General features: G+C 36.0%; 15 protein-coding genes. 8 read left to right on the top strand and 7 right to left on the bottom strand.

Annotation, left to right across the window (positions count from 1 at the left end; all coding sequences use genetic code 11):
* Positions 1-132: 132 nt before the first annotated feature.
* The 3 genes from ICJ85_RS14940 to ICJ85_RS14930 all read left to right on the top strand — a co-directional run bounded on the left by ICJ85_RS14940 (position 133) and on the right by ICJ85_RS14930 (position 4,443).
* Positions 133-1,074: a dihydrodipicolinate synthase family protein gene (locus ICJ85_RS14940; RefSeq protein WP_188224603.1), complete on the top strand. Its 942-nt coding sequence runs from the start codon at positions 133-135 to the stop codon at positions 1,072-1,074.
* Between the two features lie 84 nt (positions 1,075-1,158).
* Positions 1,159-2,631: a sodium:solute symporter gene (locus ICJ85_RS14935; RefSeq protein ID WP_188224602.1), complete on the top strand. Its 1,473-nt coding sequence runs from the start codon at positions 1,159-1,161 to the stop codon at positions 2,629-2,631.
* Between the two features lie 27 nt (positions 2,632-2,658).
* Positions 2,659-4,443, top strand: a complete 1,785-nt coding sequence (locus tag ICJ85_RS14930; RefSeq protein WP_188224601.1) for an L-fucose isomerase — start codon at positions 2,659-2,661, stop codon at positions 4,441-4,443.
* A gap of 131 nt (positions 4,444-4,574) precedes the next feature.
* Here ICJ85_RS14930 and ICJ85_RS14925 read toward each other — a convergent pair whose 3' ends face one another.
* Together ICJ85_RS14925 and ICJ85_RS14920 are read right to left on the bottom strand one after the other, a co-directional pair.
* Positions 4,575-5,480 carry a GYDIA family GHMP kinase gene (locus ICJ85_RS14925; RefSeq protein ID WP_188224600.1) on the bottom strand — a complete coding sequence of 302 codons (906 nt, stop codon included), beginning with the start codon at positions 5,478-5,480 and terminating at the stop codon, positions 4,575-4,577.
* Between the two features lie 4 nt (positions 5,481-5,484).
* On the bottom strand, positions 5,485-6,810 hold the full coding sequence (locus tag ICJ85_RS14920) for a hydroxymethylglutaryl-CoA reductase, degradative (RefSeq protein ID WP_188224599.1): 1,326 nt from the start codon (positions 6,808-6,810) through the stop codon (positions 5,485-5,487).
* A 247-nt stretch (positions 6,811-7,057) separates the two neighbouring features.
* On the opposite strand from ICJ85_RS14920, the gene ICJ85_RS14915 reads away from it, so the two are divergent.
* From ICJ85_RS14915 to ICJ85_RS14900, 4 genes are all read left to right on the top strand, one after another.
* The gene (locus ICJ85_RS14915) at positions 7,058-9,244 is read left to right on the top strand and encodes a S9 family peptidase (RefSeq protein WP_188224598.1); all 2,187 of its coding nucleotides are present in this window, start codon (positions 7,058-7,060) and stop codon (positions 9,242-9,244) included.
* 60 nt (positions 9,245-9,304) lie between these two features.
* Positions 9,305-10,666 carry a peptide MFS transporter gene (locus ICJ85_RS14910; protein WP_188224597.1) on the top strand — a complete coding sequence of 454 codons (1,362 nt, stop codon included), beginning with the start codon at positions 9,305-9,307 and terminating at the stop codon, positions 10,664-10,666.
* Between the two features lie 43 nt (positions 10,667-10,709).
* On the top strand, positions 10,710-12,485 hold the full coding sequence (locus ICJ85_RS14905; RefSeq protein ID WP_188224596.1) for a peptide MFS transporter: 1,776 nt from the start codon (positions 10,710-10,712) through the stop codon (positions 12,483-12,485).
* 87 nt (positions 12,486-12,572) lie between these two features.
* Positions 12,573-13,121 carry a thioredoxin family protein gene (locus ICJ85_RS14900; RefSeq protein ID WP_188224595.1) on the top strand — a complete coding sequence of 183 codons (549 nt, stop codon included), beginning with the start codon at positions 12,573-12,575 and terminating at the stop codon, positions 13,119-13,121.
* Positions 13,122-13,127: 6 nt separating this feature from the next.
* Here the strand turns inward: ICJ85_RS14900 and ICJ85_RS14895 are convergent, their stop codons facing one another.
* Genes ICJ85_RS14895 through surE form a run of 5 tightly spaced genes read right to left on the bottom strand, consistent with a single transcriptional unit; the run spans position 13,128 to position 17,932 of the window.
* Positions 13,128-15,158, bottom strand: a complete 2,031-nt coding sequence (locus ICJ85_RS14895) for a ComEC/Rec2 family competence protein (protein ID WP_188224594.1) — start codon at positions 15,156-15,158, stop codon at positions 13,128-13,130.
* Positions 15,159-15,181: 23 nt separating this feature from the next.
* The gene (locus ICJ85_RS14890; protein WP_188224593.1) at positions 15,182-15,757 is read right to left on the bottom strand and encodes a C40 family peptidase; all 576 of its coding nucleotides are present in this window, start codon (positions 15,755-15,757) and stop codon (positions 15,182-15,184) included.
* An 8-nt stretch (positions 15,758-15,765) separates the two neighbouring features.
* Positions 15,766-16,878 carry a lipid-A-disaccharide synthase gene (lpxB, locus tag ICJ85_RS14885; protein WP_188224592.1) on the bottom strand — a complete coding sequence of 371 codons (1,113 nt, stop codon included), beginning with the start codon at positions 16,876-16,878 and terminating at the stop codon, positions 15,766-15,768.
* Positions 16,879-17,163 (bottom strand): hypothetical protein, encoded by a 285-nt coding sequence (locus tag ICJ85_RS14880; RefSeq protein WP_188224591.1) that lies wholly within the window; start codon positions 17,161-17,163, stop codon positions 16,879-16,881.
* Positions 17,156-17,932, bottom strand: coding sequence for a 5'/3'-nucleotidase SurE (gene surE, locus ICJ85_RS14875; RefSeq protein ID WP_188224590.1), 777 nt, complete (start codon positions 17,930-17,932; stop codon positions 17,156-17,158). Before surE ends, ICJ85_RS14880 begins: the two co-directional genes overlap by 8 nt.
* 177 nt (positions 17,933-18,109) lie before the next feature.
* On the opposite strand from surE, the gene ICJ85_RS14870 reads away from it, so the two are divergent.
* Positions 18,110-20,254, top strand: a complete 2,145-nt coding sequence (locus ICJ85_RS14870) for a carboxy terminal-processing peptidase (protein ID WP_188224589.1) — start codon at positions 18,110-18,112, stop codon at positions 20,252-20,254.
* The last annotated feature ends 5 nt before the right edge of the window (positions 20,255-20,259 follow it).

Genomic DNA, 20,259 nt, shown 5'->3' with positions numbered 1-20,259 from the left:
ACTTAAAATTTATAAAATTGACCGATGGTTGATAGTTGCATTATTTTGTTGTGATATTCTTAAATTTAAATAGCAGTTAATGACAGATTAATTGTAAATTAAGCTAAACCAAATAAAATAAGCATTGCTAATATGTCTACAGGAACAAACCAAACCATTGTTAAGGGAATTGTGCCTCCTATGGTGACACCGCTATTGTCGGATAATCTTTCTCTTGATGTTGAAAGTGTAAATACATTATTAGAACATTTAATTGCAGGAGGGGTTCACGGGGTGTTTATTTTAGGGACAACAGGAGAGTCTACCAGTTTAAGCTATTTAACGAGAGAGCTTTTAATTAATGAAACCTGCCGCATTGTAAACGGAAGAATTCCTGTGTTTGTTGGGGTTACCGATACATCTATAGAAGAGAGTTTACATTTAGCGCATATTGCTCATCAGGCCGGAGCCACGGCAGTGGTTGCTGCACCACCATTTTATTATGGTTTGGGTCAGGAAGAATTATATAAGTACTACTGGAGTTTGGCAAGTCAATTGCCTTTACCTTTATTTCTTTATAATATGCCTTCACATACCAAAGTAAATATAGACAGAGGTACGGTATTGCGATTAGCCGAGCATCCAAATATTATTGGATTGAAAGATAGTTCGGCTAATACGGTGTATTATCAGTCGCTATGTTATATGCTGAAGTTTAAAGAAGACTTTTCATTATTAGTAGGTCCTGAAGAAATCACCTCAGAAACCATTTTAATGGGAGGTAGCGGCGGTGTTAACGGTGGAGCGAATATGTTTCCGAAGCTGTATGTTGAATTGTATAACGCGACTATAGCGAGAGATTTTGACCGCATTCGGGTGCTACAAAATTTGGTGATGGATGTCGCCACAAAAATATATACTATAGGATCTTACGGATCGAGCTATTTAAAAGGATTAAAATCAGCGTTATCGGTATTGGGCTTAATTCAACCCTACATTGCGCCACCATTTAATACATTTGAAGAGAAGGAAATGTCTCAGGTTAGAGATAGCGTAAACCGGATAAAAAAGGAAATAGAAGCTATCTTGGGTTAATAAAAAAATACCAGTTTAATCTTAACCAAATTAAACTTAAAAAGATATTATTTTTGCCAACTTAACTAAAATCTAAAAGGATTAATGAATTTTACAGATCTTGTTGTGTTTTTTCTTTACATAGGTGGAATTGCCCTATTTGGAGGTTCTTTCTTTAAAAGAAATAAAACATCCGAATCTTATACGGTTGGGAATAAAGATATACCTGGATGGGTGGTTACCATGTCAATTTTTGCAACTTTTGTGAGTAGCATCAGTTATTTGGCTCTACCGGGTAACGCATTTCAGTCTAATTGGAATGCTTTAGTGTTTAGTTTGTCATTACCCATTGCAACTCTAATCGCTGTAAAATATTTTGTGCCGCTGTATCGAAAAATCAATAGTCCATCGGCATATACTTTTATGGAGCAGCGATTTGGTGCCTGGGCACGAATTTATGTGTCCCTATGCTATTTGTTAACCCAACTCATGCGCGTAGGCACTATTCTTTATTTACTGGCTCTAACCTTAAATGCAATTGTAGGTTGGGATATTGCTACTATTATTTTGTTTACAGGTATTATTGTAGCAGTTTATTCTATGTTAGGAGGTATTACAGCTGTGTTATGGACAGATGCTATTCAGGGAATTATTTTAATTGTTGGCGCTCTGGGTTGTATTGTTTATATGTTATTTAGTATGCCAGAAGGTCCATCTCAGATATTTTCAATCGGAGCGGAATATAACAAGTTTAGTTTGGGGAGTTTTAGGCTCGATTTAACCGAACCTACGTTTTGGGTGGTTCTTATTTATGGTGTATTTATCAACCTTCAGAATTATGGTATCGATCAGAATTATGTACAACGCTATATGGTTTTAAAATCAGATAAAGAAGCGCAGCGTTCAGCATTAATAGGCGGACTAATTTATTTGCCAATCTCGATATTGTTTCTGTTTATAGGAACCGCTTTATTTGGCTATTATCATTCTGCTGCAACTCTTCCTGTAGAATTACAGGATGTAGCGAAAGCCGACAGAGTGTTTCCGTATTTTATTGTAAATGCCTTACCACCTGGATTAACAGGTTTAATGATTGCTTCTATTTTTGCAGCAGGTATGAGTACGATTTCAACCAGTTTTAATAGCTCGGCAACGGTGTTTCTAACCGATTATTATAACCGGTATATCAATAAAAAAGCATCTAACAAACAGCATATGCGAGTGCTTTACATGTCTTCAGCTATTATTAGTTTAATAGGTGTTGGTATTGGTATAGCTATGATTGATGTGAAAAGTGCTTTAGATGCCTGGTGGAAATTATCCTCAATTTTTAGCGGAGGAATGTTAGGTTTATTCCTATTAGCTATGAGCACAAGAGTGAAACGCGCTACAGGGGCAATTATTGGGATGATAGCAGGAATTTTAGTGATTCTGTGGTTGACATTTTCAGAACGTATTTTGGGACCGGATTCTATTGGGGCCTCCTTTCATACGTATTTAACTATAGTATTTGGTACTATGGCCATTTTTTTAGTGGGCTTTTTAGTGTCCTATTTACTAAAACCAAAGCATAAATAAGCAACATAAACTATATAAGATATTAAGATGAATTACAAAACATTAATAGGGAAGCTGCCAAAAATAGGAATTCGTCCTGTTATAGATGGTCGACTTGATGGCGTGCGTGAATCTCTAGAAGACAGTACAATGAATATGGCTAAGCGTGCGGCCGATTTTTTGTCAAATAATTTAAGACATGCAGATGGCAGTTTGGTTGAATGCGTTATTTCGGATACTTGCATTGGAGGTGTTGCTGAAGCAGCAGCCTCGGCAGATAAATTTTCCAGAGAAGGCGTCGGGCTTAGTTTAACTGTAACACCATGCTGGTGTTACGGCAGTGAAACAATCGATATGGATCCCTTAATACCAAAAGCGATTTGGGGATTTAATGGTACCGAACGTCCTGGTGCAGTTTACCTGGCAGCAGCATTGGCAGGACATAACCAAAAAGGCCTTCCTGCATTTAGTATATATGGTAGAGATGTGCAGGATAGTGATGATACATCGATACCTGAAGATGTACAGGAGAAATTGTTGGCTTTCGGAAAGGCAGGTCTGGCTGTAGCTACCATGAAAGGGAAATCTTATTTATCTATGGGGTCTGTTTCTATGGGGATTGCAGGGTCTATTGTGAATCCTGATTTTTTTGAAAGGTATTTAGGTATGCGTTGTGAGAATGTCGATATGTCTGAGTTTACACGACGTATAGAGCAGGAGATTTACGATAAAGAAGAATATGAAAAAGCATTGGTCTGGACTAAAGCAAATTGTAAGGAAGGAAAGAATTACAACCCAGATGGAAAGCTAAAAGCAAGGGAACAGCTTGATCAAGATTGGGAGTTTGTGGTAAAAATGGCTCTTATAGGGCGCGATTTAATGATAGGTAATCCCAAATTAAAACAATTAGGCTATGGAGAAGAAGCACTTGGGCATAATGCTATTTCAGGAGGATTTCAAGGGCAACGACAGTGGACAGACCATTTCCCGAATGGTGATTTTATGGAGGCTATTTTAACTTCCTCTTTCGATTGGAATGGTATTCGTCAGCCTTTTATGTTTGCAACAGAAAACGATAGTTTAAACGGGGTGTCTATGTTGTTCGGTCACTTATTAACGGGATCTGCTCAAATTTTTAGTGATGTGCGTACGTATTGGAGTCCCGAATCGGTGAAACGAGTAACAGGATACACTTTAACTGGAGCAGCCTCTAACGGATTTATACATTTAATAAATTCGGGAGCCTCGGCATTAGACGGTACGGGAGAACAAACTATTGATGGACAACCAGCAATGAAGCCTTGGTGGGATATTACAGAAGAAGAAGTTGATAAATGTTTAGAACATACTACTTGGGGACCTGGAATGTTAGAATATTTTCGGGGTGGAGGCTATTCTTCTACCTTTAAAACAAAAGGAGGGATGCCTGTAACCATGTGTCGAATTAATATTGTAAAGGGTATTGGACCTGTTTTACAAATTGCCGAAGGACAAACTGTAGAATTACCAGAAGAAGTACATCATACCATTAACGAACGTACAAATCCAACCTGGCCAACCACTTGGTTTGTTCCTAACCTTACAGGGCGAGGACCATTTAAAGATGTGTACAGCGTCATGGCAAATTGGGGTGCTAATCATGGTGCGATTTCTTATGGGCACATTGGAGCGGATTTGATTACTTTGGCTTCAATGCTTCGTATTCCTGTTAATATGCATAACGTGTCGGAGGATAAAATTTTTCGTCCTAGCGCTTGGGCTTCATTTGGAATGGATAAAGAATCTGCCGATTACAGAGCCTGCATAACCTATGGTGCTTTGTATGGTAAATAAATTTATGGCGTTACCCTCCGGGTCGGGTTTTACAATACAAGTCCTCGCGAATAATCGCTGTGGGCTTTTCTTTTCAACCTCTAACGCAAAACCAAAAGAGCAACGTTATATAACGTTGCTCTTTTGGTTTTTTATAGAATCATATCGGAGTATGGGATTACCGTATGGAAACCTTTTTCTTTAAAGTACGCTGTTGGATTACCTTCACTCGTCACTAAAACAAAATCACCTCCCCAGGCGCCAAGACTTTTTACAACACCATTAAAATCTGGAAATAACCGGTCTTTAACAGGTTGTTGCTTGGTGACTTTTGAAATAATAGTTTCATGCTGCGTTAATAAGTCTTCAAACTGTTTAAACGAATCACAATTAATGAGCTTGGAAGTTATTTCATTAATTTCAGAAATAACAGGCTTAATATTCGATTTGTTGCTATTATACGTTGCTATACCTTCACGGCTGTTTTGTTTTTCGTTTAAATACACAAAATAGATATGTTCTTTAAATTCAGGGCTGAAATCTAAGGTGTTGACTTCAATTCCATTTGGTGTTCTTTGAAAAGTAATGGGCGCATCGTTTTGAGCACAGGCAATATCGTAACCGCTACCGCCAAAGGTGTTTTTCAGCAATTCGAAAGCATCAACCTTTGCCCAATCAGCAATATTATTAATAAGGGTTGATGATGTTCCTAATCCCCAGTTTTTTGGGAATGTTAATGCTGTTGAAATAGTACAGCCTTGATTTGAACTTAAAAAATCTGGATTTAAGGTTTTTGCAGCCTGTATAATTTGAACAATTCTATCTGAAGTCTCATTATTTTGATTTGGTTTCAGTTTGCCATTTTCAATTTCAAAAGTTCCTTCAAACCATAACGATTTATCTCTATTGTAACTTTTCCAAATGAGTTTGGGTTCATCGATAGGCGTTACTGTTAAAGACTGTCCAAACTTTGTTGGTAACGCTAATGCTTTCGCACCGTCAAGCACAACATATTCTCCTGAAATTAAAAGTTTACCGTTACTATAGAATTCCCGCATAGGTTTAGTTGCTTTTAGAACGTAAGGTTTCAATGGCTTCCACTACTGCGCTATGTGAAACGGTTTGATTTTTAAATTGCTCGGTTAAAATCAGTTTTTCATCATTAGTGGCTTCAAACTGATTTAAAATATTCATCAAATGCATTTTCATATGCCCTTGTTGAATCCCTGTTGTTGTTAGCGAGCGCAGAGCTGCAAAGTTTTGTGCTAATCCGGCAACGGCAACGATTTGCATGAGCTCTTTAGCGTTAGGGTAATGTAGTAACTCCAAGGATAATTTTACTAACGGATGTAATCCTGTTAATCCGCCAACAGTTCCTAATGCTAGTGGCATTTCAATCCAGAAGGTAAACATGCCATTTTCAACTTTAGCGTGCGATAAACTACTGTATCTACCATTTCTCGAGGCGTATGCATGAGCGCAGGCCTCAATGGCTCTAAAATCGTTTCCGGTGGCCAGAACTACCGCATCAATACCGTTCATAATGCCCTTGTTATGGGTTACGGCACGGTAAGGTTCAATTTCAGCAATGTTAACGGCCTGAACAAATTTAGTCGCAAACTCTTCAGCCGAAATATTTTCATTTTCGGTTAAGTCTTCAACTTTACAACTCACTTCCGCACGAACCAAACATTCCGGGACATAATTCGATAGAATACTCATGACGATTTGAATTTGTTTTTCTTCGTCATTAAATCCATCGAATGTTAAAGCTTCAGTTTTAAAAGTTTTAGCAAACTGCTCTAAGCAAGAGTTGATGAAGTTAGCTCCCATGGCATCCAGTGTTTCAAAAGATGCGTGAAGTTGATAGTAGTCATCTATCTCGTTGGTTTTATCGCGTAGCTCAATATCTAAAATACCGCCACCACGTTTCTCCATATTTTTGGTGATTGGTTTGGCGTCTTCAATAAGTTGCGATTTTATATGGTTAAAATAGTTTTTTAAAATGTCTTTATCGCCGTGATACATAAAATGCACCTGACCGATTTTGGTTGTAGAAATTACGGTTGTTTTAAATCCGCCGCGATCTAACCAGAATTTAGCAGCTTTACTAGCTGCCGCAACTACCGAACTTTCTTCGATAGCCATTGGGATGGTGTACAGGGTGTCGTTTATTAAAAAGTTAGGCGCCACACCAAGGGGTAAATAGTAATTGGTAATGGTGTTTTCAATAAACTCGTCGTGTAGGGTTTGTAATTTTTCATTTGTATTCCAGTACTGCTTTAATACCGTTTTGGCTTGTTCGGCATTAGAAAAATAGGTTTCTACCATCCAATCAATTTTCTTTGATTTCGATAGTTTTGAAAAACCGGCAATAGATTTACTCATAAGATGTTCGTTTACTCGATAATCGAGATTGGAATGCTTCGTGGCGAACCCCGAATTTCTGGTTGTTATTTTTTTAATACTTCAAATTTCCTTTGAAGAGGTTTGTTTCGCAAAGATAGCATACTTAAATGCAATATTGAAACTCGAGTTTTTTATTTAAAGACGTTATTAAAGTGTTAATAAAAAGGGTGCTTTGTATTATTTTTAGTAAAATTGGGCTCTCTTTACGAAATAAATATTTTTTTTAATGAAATACCTACAATTATCGTTTTGCGTTTGCGTACTATTCGTAGCAAGTTTAACCGCTCAAAATAAGCAAATTACCCTTGAAGAAATATGGAATGGTACGTTTAGAACAGAACGTATGGATGTACTTCATTCTATGGCAAATGGCCAGCAATATTCAGTGTTTAACTTCGATAGAAGTACACGTTCGACTTCAATAGATATATACGATTACAAAACATTAGAAAAAGTAACAACCTTAGTTGATTCGAGAAACATTTCAGAATTAAACTATTTTACAAATTATACGTTCAGTGAAGACGAGACGAAAGTGCTTTTAGCAACTAATGAGGAGTCTATTTATCGTCATTCGGTTTTAGGAAATTACTTTGTGTATAATGTAAAAGATCAATCGGTGGTTTCGGTTTCAGACGAGCGTATTCAGGAACCAACGTTTTCTCCAGACGGGTCGAAAGTAGCTTATGTTTTCAATAATAACATTTATGTGAAAGATTTAACATCAGGCGCAACTACTCAAGTCACTACCGATGGTGTAAAGAATAAAATTATAAACGGTATAACCGACTGGGTTTACGAAGAAGAATTTGCTTTTGTTCGTGCCTTTGAATGGAATGCCGATGGAACTAAAATTGCCTTTATCCGTTTTGATGAAACCAATGTGCCAGAATTCTCAATGGATGTTTATGGAGAAAGTTTATACCCAACACAACAGGTGTTTAAATATCCAAAAGCAGGAGAGGCTAATTCTTTAGTATCGCTTCATTTATATGATTTAGATACAAAAGCCATTGAAGCTGTTAAGGTAAATAAAGAATATAACGATTTTTATATTCCAAGAATCAAGTGGACCAACGATGCTAATGTATTAAGTGCACATTATTTAAACAGAAAACAAAATGCATTGGATTTATGGTTGATTGATGCTGATAAAAACACATCTTCTTTAGTGTTAGCAGAAACCGATAAAGCCTATGTTGATGTTACGGATAACTTAACCTTCTTAAAAGACAACAGTTTTATTTGGACGAGTGAGAAAGATGGGTACAATCATATTTATCACTATTCTAAAAAAGGAGAATTAATCAATCAGGTAACAACCGGAAACTGGGAAGTGACAGCATATTATGGTTACGATGAAAAGAGCGATAGAATTTTCTATCAGTCGGTAGAAAATGGTTCAATTAATCGCGATGTGTATTCTGTGAAATTAAATGGGCGAAGCAAAAAACGTTTATCACAAGCTGTAGGTACAAATAATGCCGATTTTAGTGCAGATTTCTCATACTTCATTAACACGTTTTCAAATACAACAACACCTCCGGTATATACTTTAAACAAAGCGTCGACTGGAGATGTTATTAAAAATATTAAGGATAATAAGGCACTAGTTCAGCAATTATCAGATTATACCATTTCCGCAAAAGAATTTAGCACCATTAATGTAAACGGGAACGATTTAAACATGTGGATGATTAAACCTGCTAACTTTGATGCTAGTAAAGAATATCCGGTATTAATGTTCCAGTATTCAGGACCAGGTTCACAGCAAGTAGCTAATACATGGAGTTCTTATAACGATTACTGGTATCAGCATTTAGCACAGAAAGGTTATATTATTGCTTGTGTTGATGGTCGTGGAACAGGTTATAAAGGGGCGGCTTTTAAAAAAGTGACTTACGAGCAATTAGGAAAATACGAAGTCGAAGATCAGATTTCTGCAGCTAAGCAATTAGCAGCCTTGCCATATGTTGATGCAACACGTATTGGAATCTGGGGATGGAGCTTTGGTGGTTTTATGAGTAGTAATTGTTTGTTTAAAGGGAATGATGTCTTTAAAATGGCGATAGCTGTAGCTCCTGTAACAAGCTGGCGTTTCTACGATACCGTTTACACCGAGCGTTATAACGGATTGCCACAAGACAATGCAAGTGGTTACGACGACAACTCACCAATTAACCATGTAAATAAATTACAAGGCGATTTTCTTTTAGTTCATGGTTCTGCTGATGATAATGTACATGTACAAAATACGATGCGATTAGTAGAGAGTTTAGTACAAGCCGATAAGCAATTCGACTGGGCGATTTACCCGGATAAAAATCATGGCATTTATGGAGGAAATACCAGGCTACATCTTTATAAAAAAATGACTAACTTCCTGAACGAAAATTTAGGAGATAAATTATAATAAAATCAACTAAGCTGTATTCGTACAGCTTAGTTTGTATAAATAACTAACACAAAATTTATGTCAGACACAATTACTACAACTAAACACAAAGAATTATTTGGACATCCAATAGGGCTGTATGTTCTGTTTTTTACAGAAATGTGGGAACGTTTTTCTTATTACGGAATGCGTGCCATTTTGGTATTGTATTTAGTAGCCGAAACTCAAGGAGCTAATGCTGGTTTAGGCTGGTCTAATGGAGAGGCTTTAGCTTTATATGGCTGGTATACTATGTTGGTTTATGTAGCGTCTATTCCTGGTGGTTGGATTGCTGATAAGATATTAGGGCAAAAGAAAGCCGTGTTGTATGGAGGAATTTTATTAGTAGCAGGTCATAGTATTTTGGCTATCGAGCAGATGTGGGCCTTTTACACAGGTTTAGGATTAATTATTGCCGGTGTAGGGATGTTAAAACCAAATATATCAACAATGGTTGGAGGTCTTTACAAACAAGGTGATGTAAGACGTGATAAAGGATTTACTATTTTTTATATCGGAATAAACGTAGGTGCATTTTTAGCCAGTTTAATTGTAGGTTATGTAGGTGAAGTTTATGGATGGCATTATGGATTTGGTTTAGCGGGTATAGGAATGGCTTTAGGGCTTATTCAATATGTTGCAGGTCAAAAATATTTAAAACATGTTGGAAACTTTTTAGGAGGTTCTGAAGGTTCAGCAGATAAAGAATTAATGAATCAACCGCTTACTAAAGTTGAAAAAGATAGAGTGGTGGTATTGTTTATATCTTTCTTATTGGTAATTGTATTCTGGGGTGCTTTTGAGCAAGCAGGAGGATTAATGAATATCTATGCAATGGATAATACCAACAGGAACTTATTTGGATGGGAAGTGCCAGCATCTTGGTTCCAGTCATTAAATGCGATGTTTATCATTTTCTTAGGAACTACCGTTGCTGGGTATTGGGCTAAACGAAAATTGCAGGGTAAAGTAGCTACGTCTTTGTTTAAAATGATCATTGGTTTAATCATTATGGGAACAGGCTTTTTCTTTATGACTGCTGCTGCGGCACAATATCAGAGTGCTGGATCTTCAGCCATGTATTGGTTGGTATTAGCATATTTATTCCACACCGTTGGGGAACTTTGTATATCACCAGTAGCATTATCATATATAACAAAATTAGCACCTGTAAAATATGCATCGTTAATGATGGGTATTTATTTCGCTATGACGGGTTTGGGTAATAAAGTAGCAGGTGTGTTGGGTGAAGCTTCTGAAAGCTTAGGTGAGTTTACTATTTTTACAGGCATTGCGGTTTTCTGTGTGATTTTTGGAGCACTCGTAATGTTGTTTAGAAATAAATTAGAAGCCTTAACTCATGGAGCTGAAGATAACGAACGTGATATGCACGAAGAGTAAAAGCTTCATTTTATAATATAAATAATTCAACCATTAATTATATATGACGACAGATATTGAAAATCTTTTTAAAGACAAAGTTTTAGGGCATCCGGCAGGGTTGTTCGTATTATTTTTCACGGAGATGTGGGAGCGTTTTTCCTTTTACGGAATGCGTGTGTTACTGGTTAACTTTTTAACATTTTCTATTATTGGCGATAATCCGGGGTGGGGTTGGTCTGCCGAAAATGCAGGGGCTTTATTCGGTACTTATGCCATGTTATTATATATTACACCTATTGTGGGTGGAATAGTAGCCGATAAATTAACAGGTTACCGTTGGGCGGTAATTATAGGTGCTATAATCATGACCTTAGGACATGCTTCAATGGCGGTAGAGACTGAATTTTCTTTATACTTTGGTTTAGGGTTATTGGTAGTCGGTACTGGGTTTTTTAAACCAAATATCACATCTATCATTTCTGAAATGTATAAGAAAAACCCAGAAAAGAAAGATGGTGCTTACACCATTTTCTATATGGGGGTAAATGCAGGAGCATTCTTCGGAATGATGCTTTGTGGTTATTTAGCTGAAAAAATAGGATGGTCTTACGGATTTGGTCTAGCAGGAATCTTTATGTTATTAGGAACCCTTCAGTTTGCATTTTCAGGAAACCTATTTGGAAACATTGGAAAGAAACCAACTAAAACACATGAGATAGAAGATACTGTTGATGGTGACGATCACTTAGCTAAAGTTGATGAAGATGAGGTAGAAGAGAAACCAAATCCATTTACTTTAGTTGATAAAGTGTTAATTATTATCTGTTCTATTGTAGGTTTAGGGTATGCGATTAACGATCCAATGTCTAAAATTGCTGGAATCGATATGTTTTCGGCGTTTAAAGTAGGAGCGCTGGAAGGTCAGTATGTGGCGGTTTTAATTGCCTTAGTATTATTCTTGGTTTTAGTAATCGGACGTATTTTTAGATATTCAGCCATTGTTAGAGATCGTATGATTGCATTTATTATTTTCGCATTCTTTACCGTATTCTTTTGGTTGTCGTTCGAGCAAGGTGCGTCTTCATTAGTGTTATTTGCTAGAGATAATGTAGATCGTGTATTAACGGGTAATTCTGCAATGACATTTAATATCTTTAATGCTATATTAACGATAGTTCCTTTGTGCATTATCACTTATGTGTTATACGACTTATGGAAGAAAACCTATTCTAAAATACCATACTCAAATATTGTATTGGTTATATGTTTCTTATTCATGTGGGCCATTGTAGGTTGGATGTTGGTAAGAGAGTTTACATCTGATGTCTCGGAAATTACAGTGTCTTGGTTTAGTATTTTAAATTCATTCTTTATCATCGTATTTGCGTCGTTCTTCTCTAAATGGTGGGAAAGTAAATACAATCCTTCAGCTGCCGCTAAATATGCTTTAGGTTTAATTATTATGGCTATTGGTTTTGGATTGTTAGCATTTGGAGCATACGGAATAGAAGCTGGCGTAAAAGTAAGTATGGTTTGGTTAATTTTAGCATATTTATTCCATACGCTGGGTGAACTATGTTTATCACCTGTTGGATTATCATATGTTAGTAAGTTAGTGCCAGCACGAATGATTGCTTTAATGTTTGGTATGTGGTATTTGGCCATTGCCATTGGAAACAAATTAGCAGCTGTAGTGGGTGGGCAAATTGAAAACATTACTAAAGAGTATAGTTTATCTACATTCTTCTTGATATTTACGATTGTGCCTGTTGTAGCCGGGTTGTTAATTTTGGTATTAAATCCATTATTGAAGAAATTAATGCACGGGGTGCGTTAATCGAATATAAAGGTTAAATGCATTGAAAAAGCTCCGTTTTCGGAGCTTTTTTTGTAAGTTAGGCATAGGCTTTGATACTAAATGGTTATGAAAAAAATAGGATTTATATTATTGTTGGCTACTTTAACTTCAGTTAGAGGTTTAGCACAAGAGATAAAATGGGTGAGTTTAGAAGAGGCTTTAGAGCTTCAAAAGAAAACTCCAAAAAAGATTATGATGGATGTGTATACCAGTTGGTGTGGACCCTGCAAAATGTTGGATAAAAATACCTTTCATAATGCCGATGTCGCCGATTATGTAAATAAAAACTATTACGCCGTTAAGTTTAATGCTGAAGGAAACGATGAGGTGAGTTACAAAGGGAAGACGTATTCAAACCCGGGATACAAACCAGAATTGGCTAATCGTCGTAACTCGGCTCACGAATTAACAAGATACTTTCAGGTGAGTGCCTATCCAACAATAATTTTTATGGATGAAAAAGGCGATTTAATTGCGCCTATACGTGGGTATCAGCAACCGAATCAGTTAGAGTTGTATTTGAAGCTCTTCAAAAATGATGATCATAAAGACATGGATTCTCAGGAAAAGTTTAACGACTATTATAAGGCTTTTAAACCGGAATTTAAAAGTTAGTCTATTTTAGTAACGAATTATAAAAGCTCCCTTTTCGCCAGTGTAGTGAAAGGGGAGTTTTCTTTTTAAAGCAATAGTTTTCCAATGTTGCACGTACGATTTATAGTTGCTGCCATCGGCAATAATGGTTTTGGGTTTTATAGAATCTATAAGCCTATTTAAATTGATTTTGGGCGATTGCCTGAGTAGTAAAAAATCCGGCTCAAATAATTTTATATTGTATACCCCTAAGCTATCAACTACTAGTAACTTTTTCTTATCTAAAAGGTATATAGATGCAATGGAGTCTCTTTTTGAGGTATTAATTTGTTTTGAGACTTTGTAATCAGCAATACTATTTTGAAATAGCGGGATGCTGTCTACATCTGTACTAAAAGTTGTTTTATGGTTATAGGTGTTCGCTAGTAAACTATGTCTGCTGTTATGAAAAATGATAAATTCCCGATTAGGTTTGTGGTAACTAGTATAAATATATGCTATTTGTAGTGCGATGATTCCGGATAAAACCAGTTTAAAAGAATTGAGTGTTCTTTTTTTTAAAAGAAAAACTAGAGTTATTATCAGTGTGTAGCTTGCTAATACTTGCCAAAGGTTAAAGGGAAGATCTTTAAAAATGAATGTCTCTTGTTTAGCAATCCATTCAATGAATTTGTTGATTAACGAAATGCTATAAGCGAAACTCGTTGCTAAAAAGCTGGTTAGAAAACCTAAAGAAGCCAGAATTATAATAAGAATGCCGAAACCTAGAATAAAACCAAGAAAGGGTATGATGACTAAATTTGAAATAAAAAATAGTCCTGGAAACTGATGAAAATAATACAAACTTATTGGAATAACACCGAGTTGAGCAGCTATGGTGACCGTAAACGTATGCCAGTAAAAATTAAGGATTTTGTTTTTTGGCGTCCAAAGTTTGTAAAGTAGCGGATCGATAGTAACTATAGCAAGAACGGCCAAATAGCTTAATTGAAACCCAACATCGAAAAGAAACATGGGCTTAAACAATAACAAAATAAATATACTTAAAGCAAGGGTATTATAAATGTTGGTTGGGCGTTTTAAATTTACAGCAATCGCCAGAACGCTAAACATGGTAACAGCCCGAGTCACTGAAGCGGATAATCCTGCTATTATGGCAAAATTCCATAAAATAATAAGTAGTAGCGCGGTTTTGTATATCTTCCCGTGTTTTAAATGTCCAATGGGTTTAAAGATGATGTTTAAAATCATGAGGATAATACCAATATGTAATCCCGAAACAGCCAGAATATGTATGACTCCTGCATTGGCATAATTAGTATAAATTTCGTTGCTTATGTCTTGTCGCTGACCAAGAAATAATGCATTTATAATAGCGAGTTCGTCCGGTTTAAAATGATAGGCTCCTAGTTTGGTGTTGATATAATTTCTAACGGTATCAGCGTAACCTAAAACGGTTTTCTTTTTGGATTTTACTTTTAGAAGTTCGGTGTCCGATAAGGTTATTTGATGATAAATGTATTTCCGTTTTAAATAGGCTTTATAATTAAATTGTCCGGGATTTAAGGGCGAAGGAATCGTTTGTAATTCTGTTTTTGTTATGTAGACGTCATCGATATTCAGTTTTTTGTCAATGCTGTCTTTTCGGATATTAATAAGTGTTTTTCCGGAAACCTGATTACTGTCTAATTTCAGTAGGTTAACAATATACTTGTCGTAATACGTGTTGGATTTTAAAACCTCCTGAACTCTAAAAGTGATTGTTGAGGTAGAATCAAGTTGAAGTTTTTTTGTGTAATGGTTGTTGAAATTACAGGGGTTGTGAAGAACAACAGCTAGAATACCAATACTAATCATCGATAGGTAACTAAATAACCCGAACCATATAGTTTTTACGATTTGCTTTTTTGAAAAACCATAACTAACAGTCAGTAAACTGAGCAAAACTATTATCAAATACAGGCTTAAGTTAACAGAGAAGTTATAACTGTAACCAATAGTGATACCGGTTATCAGGCATAGTGTAAGCTTAATTATGGTGAAATTGAGTATTTTCATACTCAATAAATATAAGAAATATCTTATAATATTCTGCGCGCCTCTACAAATGCATTGTTCCAGTAGGCTTCAGATAGTTTGGAAACAATAACCCCGCCACGTGTTGTAGCATGAATAAACTGAATGTCATTCTCAGTTGTAATAATTAAACCTACATGATTAATGTTGTTTCTGCGATTGGCGGTTTTAAAGAACAATAAATCGCCTTCCTGAACTTTTCTCAAAGGAATTTTATCACCTTGTTTAGCCATATCTCGCGAAATACGAGGTAAAATAATATCATTAGCCCTAAAGGATTCAAAGACTAAACCAGAACAATCCATGCCATTTGAAGTCGTGCCTCCCCATTTGTACCTTACGCCTTCAAATTGTAAGGCATAACTGGTAATGGCGTCAGCTTTAGTTATAGCTGGTTTGGTTTCAGAAATAGGAGCTTTTGAAACTTCAATGTCTTCTACAATAGCAGTGTTGTTGTCATAGTTTTTTAATGCACGCTTGGCGTTAATGACAACTTGAGAGTCTTTTTGTTTGGCTTTTTTAGATGATTTACAACTTGTAAAACTGAGTGTTAATAAAAGTAGGAAACAAAGACTCCTCATAAAGTATGTTAGTTTTTTATTGAATTGTAGATTAATTGAGCTGTTTTTTTGCTGGCACCTTTTCCACCAAGAGCTTTTTCTAACTCGTAATAGTTGACGAACATTTTTTTACGTTCTGTTTCATCTAAAATACGCGTTAATTCTTGTTTTAACCTTTTTTTATTGAAATCGTTCTGAATTAATTCGGTTACGACTTCTTTGTCCATAATTAAATTAACTAACGAAATAAACTTTAAAGTTATTATGCGTTTGGCAATATGATAAGAGATTGCACTTGCTTTATAGCAAACCACTTGAGGGACTTTAAATAAGGCTGTTTCTAAAGTAGCTGTACCAGAAGTTACCAATGCGGCAGTTGAAATACTTAGTAAATCGTAGGTTTTATTCGAGATGAATTTTACGTTATTCGATTTTATAAATGATTCGTAAAAACTGTAATCCTGACTTGGCGCACCGGCAATTACAAATTGGTAATCCTTAAAAGAATCGACCATTTTCAACATTACCGAAAGCATGTTTTTAATTTCCTGTTTTCGACTTCCTGGTAATAAAGCTATAATAGGTCTCTTGTCTAAGTTGTAAGTGTCTCTAAATTTAGACTCGTTTACCTGATCTCGATTTACAATGGCATCAATAAGCGGATGCCCAACAAAGTTCACTTTATAATCATACTTTTTATAGAAGTCTTCAACAAAGGGTAAAATAACGTACATATCATCGATGTCACGTTTAATATCAAAAACACGTTTAGCACGTGATGCCCAAACTTGCGGAGAAATGTAATAGTTCGTTCTAATACCTTCTTGTTTTGCCCATTTGGCAATACGCAGATTAAATCCAGAATTATCTATAAAAATGAGAACATCCGGATTGTAGTCTTTAATATCTTCTTTACAATATGCAATGAGTTTGAAGATTTTATTCAGATTCATGATAACTTCTGCGAAGCCCATGAAAGCACGCTCTTTGTAGTGTTTTACTAAAGTACCGCCAACCGCCTGCATAAGATCGCCACCCCAGAATCTGATTTCAGCATGAGCATCGACTTCAAATAATGCTTTCATTAAGTTCGAGCCGTGCAAATCGCCTGATGCTTCACCTGCTAAAATGTAATACTTCATTTAAAAAAGTTTAAAAATAAAAGTCAATATGGCTATAAAAATAGTAATGATTAGTACGCCACGTGCGCGGTAATCCCGACGTTTTCTTATAAAGATAAAAAATGCAATTAAATTTAAAACAGCCCCTAAGCTAATGAGTTTGCCTAAAAAGCCTTCGGCATATGCTGCTTTTATTACGTTAACAAAATCTTCACCTTGTCCTAAAAGGCTTGATATTAAAATTAGGCCAAGACTGTTAGCGATTAGTCCAACGGCAATACCTATAAAAATCTCTTTTTTAATCATTTAAATTCCAGGAGTTTAAATTTTGAATGTAATGATGCGCAGTTAAATCGAATTGTACCGGCACCACAGAAACGTACCCATGCTCTAAAGCCCATTCGTCGGTGTCTTCACCGCCATCTAAGTTTACAAAACGCCCGGTAAGCCAATAATAATCTTTTCCTGATGGTGTTTTGCGCTTGTCGAATTCTTCCACCCAATTGGCTCTGGCTTGTCTACAAACTTTAATACCTTTAATGTTCTCCTTAGCTAAGTTAGGAAGATTCACATTAAGCACAACGCCGTTTGGTAAACCGTGTTGTAAAACATTTTCGGTAATGGTTTTTACAAAGCTTTTAGTTGCTTCAAAATCAGCACTCCATTTATAATCCAGTAATGAAAACCCAATGGCAGGAATGCCTTCAATGCCGGCTTCTATCGCTGCACTCATGGTGCCTGAATAAATTACATTGATAGATGAGTTTGAGCCGTGATTAATTCCTGAGACACATAAGTCTGGTTTACGGTTTAATTTTTCTCGAATTGCCAGTTTTACACAGTCGGCAGGAGTCCCTGAGCAGCTGTATTCCGTTTGTGGGCCATCATCAACCTTAAGCTGTTCAACATATAGGGTAGAGTCAATAGTAATGGCATGTCCCATGCCACTTTGCGGACTGTCTGGAGCTACAACTACCACATCTCCAAGGGTGTTCATAATTGAAATTAGGGTTCGAATTCCCGGAGCTGTTATGCCGTCGTCATTCGTTACAAGTATAAGCGGTCTTTCTGTCATTTACATTCTGAAAATTGTAACGCTAAAATACATAATTTCCATAGGATACACTTTATTTATTCTGTTTAACAAAAAATTAGTAGCAAATGCCGGGCTTGGCATACTTTTTTCTTTATTTTAGTAAAAAAATGTCGGGCATTAAATGTGTCGTTGAATATTAACTGAATGAAAAATATTATGAGAAGGAAATATAAAGTGCTGTTGCTAGCCTTACTTCTGGGGTTTGCATCCTGCAGTTTTACTACAAAAAAGTTTGATAACCCTGATAAAGATAAGTTACTAATTCAAGTAATTACTTTTGTTTTAGAGAATGGACATTACGATCCGGTAATGTTTGATGATACATTTTCGGAAGAATTGTTTAAAGATTATTTAGATGTTTTAGATCCGGTGAAGCGTTATTTTTATCAGTCAGATTATGAAGATTTTGAAAAGTATAAATTAACAATTGACGATCAGATAAAGGCAACCGATATTACGTTCTTCAATATTGTACATGAGCGTTTGGTAAAGCGTATTGCTGAGTCAAAGGAGATTTATAAAGAAGTATTATCAAAACCGTTCGACTACAATAGAGATGAAACCTTTAATACGGATTATGAGAAGACAGGTTACGTTAAAACTAAAGCAGAGATGAAAGACCGTTGGAGAAGACAACTTAAGTTTTCGGCGCTTTCAAACTATGATGATATCTATGAAGATGAGGTAAGAAAGAAAGAGAAAGATTCATCTTATGTAATGAAAACCGATGCGGAAATCGAGAAGGAAGCTCGTGAGTCAACGTTACGATCTATCGAGATATATTTTAATGATAATCTAGATGATTTTCAACGTGAAGACTGGTTTGCGATTTATGTAAATACTATTGTTGAAGAATTCGATCCGCATACTTATTACTTAGCACCTAACAATAAAGAGGATTTCGATCAGCGTATGTCTGGTAAATTAGAAGGTATCGGGGCACAACTTCAAAAGCGTAATGATTATATTAAAGTGGTGAAATTAATCTCTGGTGGACCTGCCTGGAGAAGTCAGGAATTAGAGGTTGAAGATTTAATTATAAAAGTTAAGCAAGAAGACGAAGACCAACCAGTGAATATTGTGGGTATGCGTATTAACGATGCCATTAAATATATTAAAGGCCCAAAAGGGACTAAGGTAACACTTACTGTTAAAAAGGTTGATGGTACGATTAAAGATATCACGCTTACCAGAGATGTTATTGAGTTGGTAGATACTTATGCGAAATCATCGGTAGTTAAAAAGGACGGAATGACTTTTGGCATTATTGATTTACCTGCTTTTTATGTAGATTTTAAAGATTATAAAAATATTAATGCCGCTAAAGATGTTAAAACTGAGATTGCTCGTTTAAAATCTGAGGGTATTGAAGGTCTGGTATTAGATTTACGTAATAACGGCGGTGGGTCTTTGCCTACTGTTGTAGATATGGCTGGGTTGTTTATAAAAGAAGGACCTGTAGTACAGGTGCGTTCTACCGGAAAGGCTAAAGAAGTTTTGGAAGATCGCGATAGTTCTATCTCTTGGGACGGGCCGTTAGTGATTTTAGTGAATGAAATATCAGCTTCAGCTTCTGAGATTATGGCGGCTGCCATGCAGGATTATAAACGTGCCATAATAATTGGTGGTAAACAGACCTACGGAAAAGGAACCGTTCAGAATGTGATTAACTTGAACACCATGTTACGAAATAATACAAGTGGAGATTTGGGCGCTTTAGCGTTAACGACTCAAAAGTATTACAGAATTAACGGAGGTTCGGTGCAATTGGAAGGGGTAAAAAGTGATGTTAAAGTTCCTGGTCGTTTCAGTTTTATTGAAGTAGGAGAGAAGGATAAAGAAAACCCGTTACCTTGGGATGAAATTGATTCAGCCGATTATACACCGTGGAATTATTTTGATTACGATGCTATTGTAAAAAGCAGTGAAGAGCGCATGAAAAATAATGAACAGTTGAAGTTGATTGAAGAAAATGCGAAATGGGTAAAAGGTAAAATTGATGAAACAGAAGTGTCTTTAAACTTCAAAAAATATAAAGCAGAGTTAGATTTAAACGAAGAAGAAGCGAAACAATTTGATGCTATTTCAGATTATAAAACCAATCTTACATTTAGCTCAACATCTTATGAAAGATCGCTTTTTGAAAAAGATACTACCGATTTAAAAGAAAAGCGCAGACGTTGGCACGAGAGTTTAAGTCAGGATGTTTATGTTGAAGAAGCGCTTAACGTTTTAGAAGATATGAAAGCATCTCAACGCCTTAAAAAGATTGCTACAACAAATGCCGAAGTGAAAAAATAAACGGT

It is taken from the genome of Aestuariibaculum marinum, from assembly GCF_014596975.1.
Lineage (GTDB): Bacteria > Bacteroidota > Bacteroidia > Flavobacteriales > Flavobacteriaceae > Aestuariibaculum > Aestuariibaculum marinum.
The sequence above is the reverse complement of the archived record's forward strand: the minus strand, read 5'-3'. Positions and strand labels throughout refer to the sequence as shown.

What these genes read in the sequence shown, in the direction of transcription:
- ICJ85_RS14940 (WP_188224603.1), top strand. Translation starts at nt 133, where the DNA reads ATGTCTACAGGAACAAACCAAACCATTGTTAAGGGAATTGTGCCTCCT.
- ICJ85_RS14935 (WP_188224602.1), top strand. Translation starts at nt 1,159, where the DNA reads ATGAATTTTACAGATCTTGTTGTGTTTTTTCTTTACATAGGTGGAATT.
- ICJ85_RS14930 (WP_188224601.1), top strand. Translation starts at nt 2,659, where the DNA reads ATGAATTACAAAACATTAATAGGGAAGCTGCCAAAAATAGGAATTCGT.
- ICJ85_RS14925 (WP_188224600.1), bottom strand. Translation starts at nt 5,480, where the DNA reads ATGCGGGAATTCTATAGTAACGGTAAACTTTTAATTTCAGGAGAATAT.
- ICJ85_RS14920 (WP_188224599.1), bottom strand. Translation starts at nt 6,810, where the DNA reads ATGAGTAAATCTATTGCCGGTTTTTCAAAACTATCGAAATCAAAGAAA.
- ICJ85_RS14915 (WP_188224598.1), top strand. Translation starts at nt 7,058, where the DNA reads ATGAAATACCTACAATTATCGTTTTGCGTTTGCGTACTATTCGTAGCA.
- ICJ85_RS14910 (WP_188224597.1), top strand. Translation starts at nt 9,305, where the DNA reads ATGTCAGACACAATTACTACAACTAAACACAAAGAATTATTTGGACAT.
- ICJ85_RS14905 (WP_188224596.1), top strand. Translation starts at nt 10,710, where the DNA reads ATGACGACAGATATTGAAAATCTTTTTAAAGACAAAGTTTTAGGGCAT.
- ICJ85_RS14900 (WP_188224595.1), top strand. Translation starts at nt 12,573, where the DNA reads ATGAAAAAAATAGGATTTATATTATTGTTGGCTACTTTAACTTCAGTT.
- ICJ85_RS14895 (WP_188224594.1), bottom strand. Translation starts at nt 15,158, where the DNA reads ATGAAAATACTCAATTTCACCATAATTAAGCTTACACTATGCCTGATA.
- ICJ85_RS14890 (WP_188224593.1), bottom strand. Translation starts at nt 15,757, where the DNA reads ATGAGGAGTCTTTGTTTCCTACTTTTATTAACACTCAGTTTTACAAGT.
- lpxB (WP_188224592.1), bottom strand. Translation starts at nt 16,878, where the DNA reads ATGAAGTATTACATTTTAGCAGGTGAAGCATCAGGCGATTTGCACGGC.
- ICJ85_RS14880 (WP_188224591.1), bottom strand. Translation starts at nt 17,163, where the DNA reads ATGATTAAAAAAGAGATTTTTATAGGTATTGCCGTTGGACTAATCGCT.
- surE (WP_188224590.1), bottom strand. Translation starts at nt 17,932, where the DNA reads ATGACAGAAAGACCGCTTATACTTGTAACGAATGACGACGGCATAACA.
- ICJ85_RS14870 (WP_188224589.1), top strand. Translation starts at nt 18,110, where the DNA reads ATGAGAAGGAAATATAAAGTGCTGTTGCTAGCCTTACTTCTGGGGTTT.